At 43.6% G+C, this 16,021-nt stretch carries 12 protein-coding genes; 6 read left to right on the top strand and 6 right to left on the bottom strand.

From position 1 onward, the window contains the following. Positions 1-5 precede the first annotated feature (5 nt). The 5 genes from ACKWCA_RS04780 to ACKWCA_RS04760 all read right to left on the bottom strand — a co-directional run bounded on the left by ACKWCA_RS04780 (position 6) and on the right by ACKWCA_RS04760 (position 5,669). Positions 6-1,673, bottom strand: a complete 1,668-nt coding sequence (locus tag ACKWCA_RS04780; RefSeq protein ID WP_413976997.1) for an amidase — start codon at positions 1,671-1,673, stop codon at positions 6-8. 364 nt (positions 1,674-2,037) lie between these two features. After that, a complete protein-coding gene (locus tag ACKWCA_RS04775; protein ID WP_413976996.1) occupies positions 2,038-2,283 on the bottom strand; it encodes a hypothetical protein in 246 nt (81 codons plus the stop codon). A 116-nt stretch (positions 2,284-2,399) separates the two neighbouring features. Beyond that, entirely contained in the window at positions 2,400-3,770 is a 1,371-nt protein-coding gene (locus ACKWCA_RS04770; protein WP_413976995.1) for a GH1 family beta-glucosidase, read from the bottom strand. Between the two features lie 13 nt (positions 3,771-3,783). Next, on the bottom strand, positions 3,784-4,788 hold the full coding sequence (locus tag ACKWCA_RS04765; protein ID WP_413976994.1) for a glycosyltransferase family protein: 1,005 nt from the start codon (positions 4,786-4,788) through the stop codon (positions 3,784-3,786). A gap of 20 nt (positions 4,789-4,808) precedes the next feature. Next, positions 4,809-5,669 (bottom strand): UDP-2,3-diacylglucosamine diphosphatase, encoded by an 861-nt coding sequence (locus tag ACKWCA_RS04760; RefSeq protein WP_413976993.1) that lies wholly within the window; start codon positions 5,667-5,669, stop codon positions 4,809-4,811. Between the two features lie 321 nt (positions 5,670-5,990). On the opposite strand from ACKWCA_RS04760, the gene ACKWCA_RS04755 reads away from it, so the two are divergent. From ACKWCA_RS04755 to ACKWCA_RS04745, 3 genes are all read left to right on the top strand, one after another. Further along, a complete protein-coding gene (locus ACKWCA_RS04755; protein ID WP_413976992.1) occupies positions 5,991-7,280 on the top strand; it encodes a DUF5690 family protein in 1,290 nt (429 codons plus the stop codon). A 74-nt stretch (positions 7,281-7,354) separates the two neighbouring features. Continuing rightward, the gene (locus ACKWCA_RS04750; protein WP_413976991.1) at positions 7,355-8,518 is read left to right on the top strand and encodes a TIGR03364 family FAD-dependent oxidoreductase; all 1,164 of its coding nucleotides are present in this window, start codon (positions 7,355-7,357) and stop codon (positions 8,516-8,518) included. Next, positions 8,511-9,188, top strand: coding sequence for a phosphonatase-like hydrolase (locus ACKWCA_RS04745; RefSeq protein WP_413976990.1), 678 nt, complete (start codon positions 8,511-8,513; stop codon positions 9,186-9,188). Before ACKWCA_RS04750 ends, ACKWCA_RS04745 begins: the two co-directional genes overlap by 8 nt. Positions 9,189-9,216: 28 nt before the next feature. Here ACKWCA_RS04745 and ACKWCA_RS04740 read toward each other — a convergent pair whose 3' ends face one another. Next, complete coding sequence (locus ACKWCA_RS04740) at positions 9,217-9,783, bottom strand: helix-turn-helix domain-containing protein (protein ID WP_413976989.1); 567 nt, start codon at positions 9,781-9,783, stop codon at positions 9,217-9,219. Positions 9,784-10,058: 275 nt separating this feature from the next. Between ACKWCA_RS04740 and ACKWCA_RS04735 the strand changes: the two genes are divergently transcribed. From ACKWCA_RS04735 to ACKWCA_RS04725, 3 genes are all read left to right on the top strand, one after another. Further along, entirely contained in the window at positions 10,059-13,244 is a 3,186-nt protein-coding gene (locus tag ACKWCA_RS04735) for a SusC/RagA family TonB-linked outer membrane protein (protein WP_413976988.1), read from the top strand. A 26-nt stretch (positions 13,245-13,270) separates the two neighbouring features. Then, the gene (locus ACKWCA_RS04730) at positions 13,271-14,704 is read left to right on the top strand and encodes a SusD/RagB family nutrient-binding outer membrane lipoprotein (protein ID WP_413976987.1); all 1,434 of its coding nucleotides are present in this window, start codon (positions 13,271-13,273) and stop codon (positions 14,702-14,704) included. A gap of 78 nt (positions 14,705-14,782) precedes the next feature. Continuing rightward, a complete protein-coding gene (locus tag ACKWCA_RS04725; protein WP_413976986.1) occupies positions 14,783-15,877 on the top strand; it encodes a phosphoglyceromutase in 1,095 nt (364 codons plus the stop codon). Positions 15,878-16,021: the final 144 nt, after the last annotated feature.

The following is a 16,021-nucleotide window of genomic DNA, read 5'->3' as shown; positions in this document are numbered from 1 at the left end:
GAGCTTCAATAGCCCTCCGGGTGCATCTCGTCAAATAGTGTTTGATCTTGAAAGGCCTTGGCCAACAATAGAATACTGGCCTCATCGTATAGATTACCGACCAGAGTGATACTCGTAGGATGCTTTTCGTAATCGAGCCCCGTAGGAATCGAAATGACCGGATGCCCCGTTAAATTAGTGATGACCAATTGACGGTTGCCAAAGGTCGGGGAGATGATGACGTCAAAATCTTGTAAAAGCGCGTTCATTTTTTGCATCATACGTTGGCGTTGTCGGTTTGCCTGAATATATTCTACCGCGGGTATGAAGCGTGATTGTCGCAATGAATTGGCGCGTGATTTTTGATCTTGTTCCACCATCTCATCGACACTTCCGGAGCGTACGAGTTCATCGAAAAAAGCCCCGGCTTCCGACCGCAGAATGATATCAAAACTATTGAAAGGTAAATCTTCGGGGAGTGCTACTTCCTTCAAGGCAACACCCATTGATTTGAACTTTGCAATGGCTAGCTGAAGATTGTCGCAGTGTTTTGTAGTATCACTTTCGATATCCTCTTTGAGGTATCCCACCCTAAGCGAACGAAAGTCCTTTTCCAGATCAAGGCCAAAAGGATAATCAGTGGTTGTCAGATCTTTTGTATCATACCCCTTGATAATGCTGTAGACAATGGCGCAGTCTTCTGCACTTCTTGCCATTGGCCCTACCTTGTCCATAGACCAACTCAGGGGCATCACCCCATGCCGACTTACTTGCCCGTAGGTAGGTCGTAGCCCTGTGATACCGGTTTTGGTGCTCGGAGAAGTAATGGAGCCTAGGGTTTCGGTTCCAATAGCAAAAGGTACCAGGCCCGCCGAGGTCGCCGCTCCAGATCCAGCGGATGAACCGCTGGCCCCCTCAGTAATGTCCCAAGGGTTTTTGGTTTTTCCACCGAACCATACGTCCCCCCGGGCTAGGGCCCCTGAAACCAATTTGGCGATGAGGACACCTCCGGCAGCTTGCAATTTTTCTACCACGGTGGCCGTAATTGCTAGCTCCTGGTCTTTATAGGGGGCCGCTCCCCAAGTTGTTTTATAGCCCTCCACGGCCAAGAGGTCTTTGACGCCATAAGGGATGCCATGTAAAATACCACGGTAAGTTCCATTTTCAAGTTCTTCATCCATTTTTCTCGCCTGCTTCAAGGCCATTTCCTCGGTTATGGTGATGGTAGCCTGCAAGATCGAATCGTGCTTTTTGATCCGTTGTAGAAAGAATTCGGTCAGCTCCACAGCGGACAGTTGACGATGCTTGATCAAGGAAGCCAATTCAGGAATGCTGTAAAAGGCCAGATCGTCTCGATTTCTAGGGAGTGCAATACTATCGGCTACGGTCCAGATGGGAGGCAATGCCTGAGGTCGTATCTTAAAACCATGGGGAATAGGATCAAATCGAATGGCGGGCATCACCTCAATAGGAATCGGATGGTTTCGTAATGAATCATACCCCGTTCTATTGCGTTCAAGGTACGGATAGATGGTATCGAGGGCTTGTTTTGAAAATGAAACTCCGATGAGTTGTTGCGCATGTTCCACATCGTTTTTGGAAAAATTACCATTGGAATCCTGGCATGAGCTGAGACAAATGATGATGGCAAGACCTACCAAAATAGAACATCGAGGAAAGGGTAGTTGGTGCATGGTTACGGATATTGGCTATTAGCCCTAAAGTACTCATTTTTGATTCGATATTCGAGATTTGTTCCTGCCTGTCGGGCAGTCAATTTGTTTTGACGCCCGTGTCGATTTTCAAAATTTTAATCCCTTTATATGTCTAGTGATTGCTCGGAGACAGTTCAGGTGAGAGGTACTACAAAAGACCATATATCGACAAGCATTAAGATTCCATATGAAAAAACCGATATCAAATAGATACCGGTCTTTAGGACTAATTTATCTCAACTTAACTCAAGTAAAGGTGCAAATATGACACTTCGTCGCGTAGTTGAGGTTAAGTAAACTTCAATTTTATGTGATTTCGCATCGGTTATCGGAAAGCACTGTATTAGTCACCAGCATCGATTTTAAGAAGCTCTGAGTATATCGGTTCTGGGGTTTTGGAAGAAACCTTAAAGGATTTGGTTCTTGTGTCGAAATCAAAGCTGATACATTCTAAATCGTATTCATTGGAATCATCTAGATATTCAAGTAAAATCTTGGTCATCTTAGCCCTGAACTCGTACTCTTCTTGAATTAGAGCAGCGATATTCGCATATGGTGAAGTTCTTATCGGTATCCAGTTGATTCGCATTGAAAAAAATTAGTAAAACAAAATAGGGAATGTCGACTGTTTTGACAATGAATTTACGTTAAGCTTTTGTTTTTTCGTCAAAAAGACCAATTGCACATCTTACGAAGTGAATCGTTTCAAGGAACGTTCCCCAAAAAATCGCGATACCACTTTCCGGAACTCTTTATAATTCTCCTTTGGGATGGAAAATCGGTATACACCAACCCGAATCTCGGGAAATACCCTTCGGCCCATTCAAAGTTGTCTGTAAATGTCCAGGCAAAGTACCCGGATACCTTATAACCGTCTTGTTGGGCTTTATGAACTTGATAGAGGTATTGTTGAAGATATCCTAGTCTTTCGGGATCATGCACCGCCCCATTTCTTATGTTATCGGAAAAGGCGGCACCATTTTCCGTGACAATGATTTTCGGGATATTGGAATAGGCGTTGAATTTTGCGATCATGTTATAGATACTCGGGGGGTGCACCTCCCAATCCATCAGCGTGGTTTTTACGGGTCTATCGGTTGCTGGAACAATTTTAGCATGTAGATAGGGTACGGTATAACTGTGTTTGACAACTTCCCTAGTATAATTTTGAATGCCGATAAAATCAAAATCAAAAAGCAGCTTCTGGTCATCACCCTCCTTTTTAAAGGAGTCAAGGCGTTTTAATATAGGAAGGTCTTCCGAAGGATAGCCTAACCCCAAAGCCGGTTCTATAAATAGGCGATTCAGTAGCACGTCCGCTTTTTGGGCCGCTCGAATATCTTTTGACTTTTCAGAAAAAGCATTTATTTGGGAACATGAAAAAGTAGTTCCCACTTCAGCATTGGGAACTAGGCCGCGTACTACCTTGCCTCCGATCGCTTGACATAAGGTAGCGTGATGTACGGCCGGCAGGAAACTCTTCAATCCTTTTTTGCCAGGAGCGTGAACGCCCAAAAAATAACCTGCGCCTGTAAATACCATGGGTTCGTTCAACACCATCCAATGTGTGACACGGTCCCCAAATAATGAGGCACAGAGCTTTACATAGTCTTCGAACCAACCCAAAATATCCCGGTTCATCCAACCGCCGTGATCCTCAAGGGCTTGAGGCAGGTCCCAATGATAGAGGGTGATCCACGGGCGAATACCACATTCCAAGCAAAAATCAATGACGCGGTTATAAAAATCCACGCCTTGGGGGCTAATATGCCCATAACCTTTTGGAAGTAAACGAGACCAGGCCAATGAAAATCTAAAATTTGGAATGTTCATCTCCTTTAACAGCAAAATATCCGCCTTGTAACGGTGAAAGAAATCGCAGGCGGTCTGCCCATTTTGTGCCTTATAGATGGTTCCCTTTTTTTGGGTGAACGTATCCCATATCGAAGGTCCTTTACCATCAATATTATGAGCTCCTTCGTTTTGATACGCCGCTGTGGATATGCCCCAGGAAAAACCCGTTCCAAAATCGGTAGAAGTAAGGTTGAATTGTTTCGAGGGGGCGCGTGCGGACATGAAATGTGGTGAACTAATGAGAAGTACCGATGACTGTTTCTTGTAGCAATTGATCAATTATGCTTTCCGTAATGTCGGGATAGTATACCTCTTTGATGCTATCAGTCTCAATCCAACTTTTTATTTTATTCAAATGTTTCATTTTCAGCGATTTAATTATGGGTACACCCATATCTTTCAATGCAGCGGCATTACATTGTTGCTCATACTGGCTCTTCATCGGTATGACCATCAATTTTTTTCCCATATGAAGCGCTTCGGCAGGGGTTTCGAATCCCGCCCCGCATAATATACCGCGACTTGTAGCCATACTCTGTACAAAAGCCTCATTGTTGATTCTTCTAACGGTAATATTGTTTTGGAAGAAATTGGTTCGGGCATGTTTGGAGAATACTTCCCATTGGACGGTCTTTATCTCCGATAAGACGTTTAAGAGTTTCTCATCGCTATATGAAGGGAGGTAAACCGTGTAATGCTGGCCTTTGGTCCTTGTCGTATTTCTAATTTCCTGGCGAATGATAGGGGTGTGGATATACGGTTCGTATTCTTTAAAGTGCAACCCGAATTGTTTGGTAGTCGGAGCGTACTTTTTGAGAATCAACCTTCCTAAGGGGTCGTTTTTTTTAGGCTTTGGTGCTTTTTTCGATAATACGGCGGCCTGATGGCTCAGACTTACACAGGGTTTGTGTCTCAGTTTGCAGGCCCATGCCGAAACGGGCTCAAAATCATTGATAATCAGGTCGTAATCGCCTACCGGAACGCTTTTAACCTCTCTTTGTAACCTACTCGAATTGGTTTTCAAGTAGGTTCTCCAGACATCTACGCCTCCTTTTTTGCCGAAGATAAAGCTCCAACCATTCATTTGGTATTTTACAGGATGGGGAATCTTGATATCGGCCTGAGTACCACTTACAAGAATATCAAGCGCAAGCCTTTGCTTTTGTAAAAGGGGTATAATATCACGAGCTCTGCTTAAATGCCCGTTTCCGGTACCTTGAATTGCATAGAGTACTTTCATTCGAAATGATTTACGGTCTGCTATAGGCGTTCAGGGCTCGATATTGAATTGAACTCCTCCAACAAACGTTCAAAAAGTATGTTTTTCTCCAACGCTTCATCCGCCTCTGATACCTCTATATCGTTGGCCTTCATCCGTGCATCTTCGTTGAACTGATATAGTTCCCATTCTCCTTTGTAGTATTCCAATGCAGTCAGGTTTTCGATCCAGTCCCCAGAGTTCAGATACATTACAGTGCCCTTGGGCGTTTTTATTTGCCGAATTTGAGGTTGATGAATATGTCCGCAGACCACAAAATCGAATTCCTTTTCTATCGCAATATCGGCAGCTGTCTTTTCAAAGTCACCGATGAATTTGATGGCGGATTTTACCCCGTTCTTGATTCTCTTTGACATGGAAACCCTGCCCCTGCCCATTTGTTTACTGAGATAATTCACGCCACTGTTCAAGAGGATTAGAAAGTCATAACCCATGGCGCCGAGTTTCGCGATCCATTTCGAGTGTTGCATGGTCACGTCAAATACATCACCATGGAACATCCAAGCCTTTTTTCCATGAAGGTCGAGCACTATTTTATTTTCAATGCTAAAAGATCCTAGACGAAAACCAACGAATTTTCGAAGCATTTCGTCATGATTACCCGTAATGTAATACACTTTTACGCCTTTCGTAATCCATTCCATAATCAACTTGATTACTTTCATATGTGACTTTGGCCAATATCTTTTGCTGAATTGCCAGATATCGATAATGTCCCCATTGAGGACTACCTGTTCTGGCTTTATCGACTTCAGATACTTTAGTAGTTCTTTGGCATGACATCCGTATGTTCCTAGGTGTACATCGGATATGACAACAATATCAACGGGTCTTTTCTTCATCAGCTCGGTAGTTGGATTTTGATTTTCTTGAATTTAAAGGGCGAATAATAAGTACTCAATCGAGTAATCAAGAAGTTGACCAAAAAGGTCAAGGATAAACTGAAGTTAATTTTCATGTAACGAAAATCAGGTGACACAAAGTTTGTCATTTAAAATGGGAGTCCTTGTAAACTGGTGTTTACCATTTCGTTAAGCGATGATTATAAAATATACAAGCCGAGTTACTTTTTTATAACGATCAGATAACGTTTAAATAGTTACTAATACTAAAAAAATATAGAATATTGTTTACAAATTTTTACCATTTGTAAACTCTTAGATTTGTTTTTGAAAATAGCGGTAAACGATATTCGGTTTCTTGGGTACAGTGCATTCGCATCGTTCGGCACCTATTTTTGTATGTATGCCTTTCGTAAGCCATTTACCGTAGCCACCTTTGAGAACATAGCTTTTATTGGTATAGATTATAAGATATTGTTGATCATTTCGCAGGTGTTGGGGTATATGCTATCTAAGTTCATCGGTATTCAATTGATTTCGGAACTAAGCCCCAATCGCAGATTACCGTACCTGCTTGGCATGATTCTTTTGGCTGAAGGTTGTTTGATAGCCTTTGGTGTGCTATCCGCCCCGTATAATATCATTTTTATGTTTCTAAACGGCCTTTCACTGGGAATGATATGGGGCATCGTGTTTTCATATTTAGAAGGGCGAAAGTTTACCGAGATTCTTGGTGTCGCCCTTTGTTCTAGCTTTATTGTTTCAAGCGGTGCCGTTAAGTCGATAGGGCTTGTTGTGCTCAATCAACTTCAGATTGCTGAAATATGGATGCCTGCGGTAACCGGAGCACTTTTTTTGATTCCTTTTGCCTGTTTTGCTTTCTTGTTAGAGCGCATGCCCCAACCTACTGCCGAAGACATGACCTTACGCTCAAAAAGAGACCCGATGACCCGGTCAGACCGAAAACAGTTGATACGTACCTTTATGTTTCCCTTGGCCATACTTGTTTTCTTCTATACTTGCTTGACCGCTTTGCGAGATTTCAGAGACAATTTTTCTCGTGAAATTTGGGATGCTATAGGGTATGAAGGAGATGTATCCGTTTACACGCTTGCGGAAATTCCGATAGCCATCGTGGTATTATTGGCATTGGGAGCAATGAGTTTCATAAAAAACAACAAAAAGGCCTTTCTATATTATCACTACCTCTTGCTTTTTGGAGTGTTGATTATCGGTACCAATACCTTCTTGTATCAAATGGAGCTCGTTTCCCCGCTGGTATGGATGATGGTCACAGGTTTTGGACTTTATAGCTGTTATGTGCCTTTTAACGGGCTATTTTTTGATCGAATGATCGCGGTATTTAGAATACAAGGTAATGTGGGTTTCCTCATTTATGTCGCCGATGCTTTCGGATACCTTGGAAGCATAGGTGTTCTGCTCTATAAAAATTTTGGTCAAGGCGAACTTTCGTGGGTACGGTTCTTTATCAATAGTACCTACCTCGTTGCCTTGATAGGTTTGGTTGTTGGCATACTTTCGTTAGTATATTTTAGGTCAAAGTATAAGAAAGTGCAACTTCCCTCGGAACAGCAAATGCGCATTGTTTAAGATCGGGGGAGCATGAATAGAATGGTCGGTAGAGATGATCGAACCCAGTTAATGGTATAACTAAAATGGAGTAGATGAAAAACGGATATGACTTGATTATTGTAGGCGGAGGGGTTCTGGGAACCTTTCATGCCTATCACGCACTGAAACACGCACTTAAAGTCGCCTTAATAGAAAAAGATCGTACTCCTCAGAGTGCAACCGTCCGCAATTTTGGGCAAGTAGTCCCTTCAGGCATGAATTCCAAATGGCAAGCCTATGGACGCCGAAGCTTAAGGATCTATAAGGAAATACAGGAAGCCTTTGATATTTCCGTACGTCAGGAAGGATCAGTATACTTTGCCGCGAACGAGGAAGAAGTACAACTACTGGAAGAGCTTCATCGAATCAATCAAAATAACCAATATACATCGGTTTTATTGACGAAAGAGGAGTGTTTGGAGCGCTATGTCGGTCTGCGATCAGACTATGTGAAGGCAGGGCTCTTTTTCCCAGAGGAAATTATGGTCGAACCTCGTTTGATGGTCAATAAAGTACACACGTATCTAAAAGCCGTAGGTTTGGATTTATTCCTCCAAAACACGGTACTCGAATGCAATAAGCTATCGGAGGGTGTTGAAGTCTATCTTTCAGGCGGCAAGACCCTTCTTGCCTCAAAGGTTATCATTTGTAATGGAAGCGAATTCAAAACGCTCTATCCGCGATTGTTCGAGGAGAGCGATTTAGAAGTGTCCAAATTGCAAATGATGCAGACAAAACCACAGGGGAATTTCACCCTTCCTAGCTCCATTTTAACTGGACTCTCCATTCGTCGCTATGAATCCTTCGCCGAATGTCCATCTTATCACGAAATCAAGGCTCGGGAAGACCAAGACTCCCTCATCAAAAAATGGGGAGTACATATTTTATTCAAACAAGCGACCGACGGTTCCGTTATCATTGGCGACTCGCACCAGTACGCAGACGCCCATCGAATGGATGATTTGGGGACGGACTTGAATATGGATATCGATGATTTCATTATTCAAGAGGCTAAAAAGATTATTGACCTACCGACCTACGACATTCAACGTCGATGGCCGGGGTTTTACTCGCAGTGCAAAACTTCCGATATCTATCGGAATACTATTGATGACGATATTCATGTCGTAACCGGTATCGGAGGCAAAGGCATGACCGGAAGTGCTGGCTTTGCGGAAGAAAACATTGCTAAAATCTTTAATTTACAACATGCATAAAATCGAACTAGTGGTTTTTGATATGGCGGGTACCGTCGTCAATGAAGACAATGTAGTCTATAAAACCCTTCAAAAAGCCATCAACAAAACTGGCTTCGGCCTTTCTCTGGATTTTGTACTTGAGTACGGCGCTGGTAAGGAGAAGCACCAAGCCATAAAGGACATATTGGCCCAGGTGGATGCCGACAGCAAATTAGATTCAGAACCGATTTTCGAAGACTTCAAAAGAATGCTTGATATAGCGTATGACACCTTGAAAGTCACCTCTTTCGAAGGTGTAGTGCCGCTTTTGGAACATTTGCGGTCAAAAAAGATCAAAATTGCCCTAAATACCGGGTATTCGAAACCCATTGCAACACGGCTATTACAAAAAATGAACTGGGTCAAAGGGCAACAATATGACACTTTGGTTACCGCCGATGATGTCATATTAGGAAGACCCCATCCCGATATGATTTTCGAGGCCATGGAAGCTTTGAACGTTTTTGACGCCGAAAACGTTCTGAAGGCCGGAGATTCAATCATCGATATCGAAGAGGGTAAAAATGCCCATTGTGGCATAACCGTTGGGGTAACTACCGGGGCCCATACATGGCAACAATTGGAATCTGCAAAACCGACCTATGTCGTCGATTCACTTTTTGAACTCACTCCGTACCTTAAACCCTAAGTTGCGATCAAAAACCTTTTCGAACGGTTCAAATAAAAAAGTAGATCACTAGCATTTTCGAAGAGACGGGGCCCCTATTCACGGGTACATGTGGAAGACGCCCGTCAAAAAATATCGAATCGCCTTCCCTTAGGCAGACCTCCTCTTCATTGATGATATAGGAGCACTCTCCAGACAGTATATATTTGAACTCAAAAGCATCCGTGCGTACTTTGTCGCGCTTTGAATTGGGTTTGATTTCTAATAGTACGGTTTCGAAACCCAGTGACGATAACTGTTTACCAAAAATATAAGTGTATTCAAAACCAATGGCCTCGTCCTCCTTCTCAATAACAGCATTCTCTTCCTTTCTAGAAACAATGAAATTAGCTCCGTTTACCTGGGGCATTCCGCCGAAGAACTCCGTTACCTCCACATCTAGGGAAGTAATGATTTTTAAGAGAACGGGCAAAGAAGGAATGGTTCTGCCATTTTCAATACGCGATATCAGCCCACCTGTAACTTCGGCCTTTTGAGCAATTTCACTAATAGTAGCTCCGCCGCCTTTTCTTATTTCCTTGATGCGCTTACCAATACCGATAAGATAATCTTCCATAGAATACGTTGTAGATTACAAACATAGCATTTAATTGAAATCAGAACCTTATCCGATTCCCTCGAAACCCGTCTTTTCCCTCGAGAATCCAATAATTTTACCCAAAATTAACTTTTGCTTGAATTGAGTATTTGTAAACTATTTTCAGATAACGATTTCATAATATTTTTAATCTAGGGATATCTTTTTGTTAATATGAATAGTATGTTTTACTAACAGTGGTCTATGATATTTGTTTCGTAATAATAAACCAAAGTTTACAAATACGAAAGAAAATGAAAGAAACACTATACTGTTTGGTATTTGCATTTTTTATGCTGGCCACGACCCATGCCCAAACCGATTTTTCCGGTAGGGTGCTCGACGAAAACAACGACCCGTTAGCGGGTGCTTCCGTTGTTGTGAAAGGTAGCTCCAATGGAGTAGCGTCCGATTTTGATGGCAATTTTATAATTGAACTTGCCACGGGAAACGAGATTTTAGAAGTATCATATATAGGGTATATCACCCAAGAATTTGATACTTCCGGAAAAACCATGGCCGATATTGCTTTACAACCCGATGCGCAGAATCTTGATGAAGTGGTGGTAACGGCCCTGGGGATTAAAAAAGAAAAAAAGCGACTGGGTTATGCAGTTCAGGAAGTGAAAAATGAAAACCTGGTGACCGCTCGTGAAACCAACGTGACAAATTCACTTGCGGGTAGGGCTGCTGGCGTACAGATTACCGGTGGCGGCTCTGGGGTAGGGTCGACTTCCTTGATTACCATTCGGGGTGAGGGCTCCCTTATCCCCGGAAACAACTCTCCCTTATTTGTCGTAGATGGGATCCCAATAAGTAATAGAACCATAAGCAATAGAGCAGAGGGCAACTTGGAAACGGATTATGGGAATGGCGCTCAAGATATAAACCCCGATGATGTCGAGTCGATTTCTATACTAAAGGGGCCGAATGCCACGGCCTTGTATGGGTCGCGCGGACTAAATGGCGTGGTGTTGATTACCACGAAGTCCGGTAAAGGTTCCAAAGGATTGGGCATAAGCTTTACCCAAAACCTCACCTTTGAAAATGCATTGCGTATCCCAAAATATCAAAACCAATACGGTCAAGGGGCTGGGGGCGAGTTTTCTTTTGGCGATGGCTTTGGGGCAGGAACCAACGATAACATTGACGAAAGCTGGGGTCCACCATTGGATGGCCGTTTGGTATTTCAACATGACAGTCCGACCAGCAGCGGTTTTAGAGCGGGAGACTTCGCACTGCGGCCCAGAAATGCCGATGGTACGTTTGCAGATGAGATAACGGCTACGCCATGGGTCGCTAACCCTAACAATATCGAAAATTTCTTTGAAACCGGAATGACCAGCACTACCAACCTTTCGTTGACAGGCGGTAACGAGTTCGGTAATTTCAGGATGTCTTTGACCAATCTTGATAGTGAGGGTATTTTGCCGAATACGGATTATGAACGAAAGACCTATGCCCTCAGTGGCTCCTATAAGCTGAGACCGTGGTTAAAGGTTTCGTCCTCTATAAATTATGTCAATAGCGGGAGTACCAATCGCCCCAACAATTCTTATGGCACCGAAAACATTATGTATCTCTGGGTGTGGTTCGGGCGTCAGATCAATATGAACTCCTTAAGGGATTACTGGCAGCCAGGTCTCGAGGGTAGACAGCAGTTCAATTACAACTATAACTGGCACGACAACCCTTATTTTACAATGAACGAGAATACGAATGGCTTCAATAAGGACCGTATTTTCGGAAATGCCCGTGTTGATATCGACATTGCCAAAGACCTGTCTTTGATGTTGCGTACCGGGATCGATTATTTCGGGGAATTGCGTACAGGCCGTCGGGCATACAGTACACAGCGTTTCGCAAGGGGGCAATATAGGGAAGACGATATTTTCTTTAAGGAACAAAACACGGATTTTCTGTTGTCCTATACTAAAGAAGCGACCGAAGACTTCACCATTGGAGCCTCCATTGGAGGAAACATTCGCGAAGAGGAAAATCGGTTCAAGCGTATCAGTGCCAACTCCCTCTCCATTCCGGGAATCTACAACTTTGCGAATTCCGCCGAACCCTTATCCAAGACACAGTTCAATGATATGCGAAAAATCAATTCGCTGTACGCATTTGCCAATGTTTCCTATAAAAATTATTTGTTCTTGGATGTTACCGGAAGGAATGATTGGTCAAGCACCTTACCTGCGGACAACAATTCGTACTTCTATCCTTCGGTGGGCGTTAGTGCCATACTTTCCGATATGTTTACCTTACCCAAACAAGTTTCGTTTTTCAAGCTTCGTGGTGGCTGGGCCAAAGTAGGTAATGATACCGATCCCTATGCCTTACGGAACACTTTTTCATTCAATGAACCCTTCGGAAACTTTCAAAGGGTCAGTGCCTCCGAAGTCCTTAGAAATGAAGAACTACTTCCAGAACAGGCCAATTCCATTGAAATCGGGGCCGACCTTCGGTTGTTCAATAATCGTTTGGGACTTGACGTTTCTTGGTATGATTCGACGACCAAAAACCAGATCCTAACCTTACCCGTAACGAACACATCGGGTTTTAGTTCAAGGATTATCAATGCCGGGGAAATCCAAAATACAGGTGTAGAGGTTGTATTGAACGCTACACCTGTTCAAACGACGGATTTTAGATGGGATGCCACGGCCAACTTCACAAGAGCAAGGGGCAAGGTAAAATCGTTGACGGAAGGTTTGGATACCTATGAGATGTCGAACAACTATTTAAGTGTCCAGGCAAAGGTAGGCGGCCGTATGGGTGATGTTTATGGTACCGGACTGGTCACTGTTGACGACCCGAACAGTGCATTCTTTGGGCAGGTAGTTCACAATGAAGATGGGTTCTCGCTGCGCGACCCCAACTTGAAATTGCTAGGAAACTATAATCCTGATTTTACATTGGGCTTACAGAACACCTTTACCTATAAGGGTTTCAACTTGGGTGTTTTATTCGATTGGCGCCAAGGGGGAGTTATTATGTCTAGAACCGTATTGATCGGAGGTACTTCAGGTCTGATGGATTTTACCGCCGTTGGCCGTGAGGAAGGTATTATTTCTGAAGGGGTCATTCAAAATACGGACGGAAGCTATCGCCCCAATGACGTTCGCTTAAGCGGTCGGGATTACTACTGGTGGCGTTATAATCGGGGCAACGAGGAAATCGGTATGTTCGATGCCTCCTTCTTGAAACTTCGTGAAGTGAAAATTGGATACAATCTGCCTAAAAAGCTCTTAAAGAACACCTTTATACAGTCCATAAACCTTTCCCTAGTCGGAAGAAATTTGGCCTTATGGACTGAGAACCCACATTTCGACCCTGAAACCATATCGTTCAATGGCGGTACCATCGTACCAGGGGTCGAAGATATGGCACTCCCTAGCTCAAGAAGTTATGGGTTCAACCTCAATGTAACCTTCTAAAACCGATAGAAAAGATGAAAAAATATATGAAAACTAAAATCCTTCTCCTTGCTTTGATCACCCTAGCGGGGTGCACAAAAGATTTTGAAGAAACAAACAGGAATCCCAATCAACCTGAAGAGGTCAGTGCAGACCTGTTGCTTTCAACGGTAATTTCTACACTGGCGACCACGACCGCCGATGCAGGTGGATGGGACCGAGGGAATATTGTGGCCCAGTTGACCGCTAAAATCAATTTTACGGGTTTTGATCGGTATAATTGGGGTTCTGAATCAGGTTTATGGAACACTTATTATGGGATTCTTCCAGAAATAGAGCTGATTTTGGAGAGCGCCTTGGCCGAAGAGACCAAAAACACCTCCTACGAGGGCATGGCCCTGGTCTTGCGTGCCTATGTCTTTGCCAATTTGACCGATAACTGGGGAGATGTACCGTACTCGGAGGCCATTACGGCTACCGACGGAAACTTTACTCCGGCTTACGATTCCCAACAGGCGATTTATGCAGGAATATTGGATGACCTACGTAGGGCCGAAACCCAATTGGCACTAAACCAATCGATTCTGGGGGGAGATATACTTTATGGAGGCGATACAACTAAATGGCTGAAGTTTGCCAATTCGTTACGCCTGCGCTACTTAATGCGTACCTCAAATAGAAATGATGTCGGAGCAGAGGTACAAGCCATATTGGATTCGGGTATCTTTATTGCGACCAATGACGATAATGCGGTGATGCTATACCCTGCGACTACCCAAATAGACTCTTGGCCCATAAGTACAGGCCGTATCGGTGGTTTTGACGAGCATCGCATGAGCGAAACCAGTGAGGCGGTATTAAAGTCTTTTGATGACAATCGACTGCAACGCTGGTTTCAGCCTACTGATAACCCTGAAGATGATCCGTCGCTTTTTGTGGGCCTCACTAATGGACTCAGTGAGGATAATGCATCGACCTTTAACGGTGGGGCAAATAATGTATCCAGAATCAACCAGGCGTTTTTCTATGATTCATCTAACTCGGTACAGGCAGCGATCATTCAGACCGCTGAGGTACATTTCCTATTTGCCGAGGCCGCCCAGCGTGGACTTATTTCCGCAGATGCCGAAACCCTCTATACCGAAGGTATTCGGCTCTCATTTGAGTATTGGGACGTTGATCAGGATATTGCCGCCTATACCGCACAACCTGGTGTTGCCTATGACGATCAATTGGAAACCATCATGACCCAAAAGTGGTTGGCTTCCTTCCTCGTCGGATTGGAATCATGGTATGATTTCCGTAGAACGGGCTTACCCTCCGTTATCGTTCCAGGACCCGATAATGTGAACAATGATGCCGTACCCGTGCGTTTCCTGTATCCCGATTCTGAACAAACATTGAACGGAGACAACTACAAGGCGGCAGTTTCCGCCTTTGGAGCAGATGATATCAATACCAAAGGGTGGTGGGAAAATTAGAAGTTTATCCTACTTTGATTACATTTAGAGCAGGTTATAAAACAGAACGGAAAAAAAGAATGTATAACGCCGCATGATATGAAAAACATAAAAATTCAAGTATTACTGTTATGTATGGGTATCGGGTTCTTGGTAGGAAATGCGCAAGAACAAAACACTAAGGTTGTTCTAATCACCCTTGATGGCTTGCGTTGGCAAGAGCTCTTTTCAGGTGCCGATCCGCTTTTGGTATCCAATTCGGAATATGTTCATGACACCACGGACTTAAAACAACGATTCTGGAGGGAAAGCCTAAAAGAGCGACGGGAAGCCTTACTGCCCTTTATTTGGCAAAAAGCTTCTAAAATAGGACAACTTCATGGCAATCGAAATGTAGGGAGCAAGGTGGATCTGACAAATACGATGTGGTTCTCATACCCTGGGTACAATGAAATCCTATCAGGCAAGGCCGATGATACCAGAATCAACAGTAATGACAAAATTCCAAATCCGAATGTCACAATTTTGGAAGTTGCGAACAGTGATTCGAGGTATAAAGGCAAGGTAGCTGCCTTCGGCAGTTGGGACGTCTTTCCGTTTATCGTAAATGAAGAACGATCGGGCGTTCCTGTAAATGCGGGGTTCGAACTGGCAACCGGGCAGCACCTCAGCGAACGGGAAAGGTTTTTGAACGAGTTGCAGCCCATGGCACCCAGTCCATGGAGTACGGTTCGTTTAGACGTTTTTACACATTCTTATGCCCTGGAACATATGAAAAAGGAGCATCCTGAATTTATATATATCGCCTATGGCGAAACGGATGATTTCGCTCACGATGGGGACTATGAAGCTTATTTGAAATCAGCGAATACTACGGATAACATGATCCAAGCACTGTGGAACTTTACCCAAGCCGATCCGTTTTACAAAGACAATACGCTGTTCTTGATCACTACAGACCACGGACGCGGTACCGATCCCTTGGAAAGTTGGAAAAGCCATGGTAATAAGGTGTCCGGAGCAGGGGGTGTTTGGCTCATTCTCTTCGGTAAAGATGTCGCTACCCTTGGGGAAGTTTCAACGCAAAGTCAGATTTATAGTTCGCAAATAGCCCCGACAATTGCCAAAGCATTAGGCTTAAAAAGTGAGAAGGGTTCGATAAAAAATAATGCCCTTGAGGTTTCCGGAAACTAGTGCATATAGTTAAACAAAACTTCAAGTTTAGTTAATCTACCTTAGGCGAAAATCCACGAATTTTGAGATAAGATTATTTGAGTTAGTTTGGTTTAAGTTAGTTGTAGAGCCGGTGTATTGAACACCGGCTCTTGTCATACTAAG

Source organism: Maribacter corallii, assembly GCF_047345415.1.
Taxonomy (GTDB): Bacteria; Bacteroidota; Bacteroidia; order Flavobacteriales; family Flavobacteriaceae; genus Maribacter_C.
The sequence above is the reverse complement of the archived record's forward strand: the minus strand, read 5'-3'. Positions and strand labels throughout refer to the sequence as shown.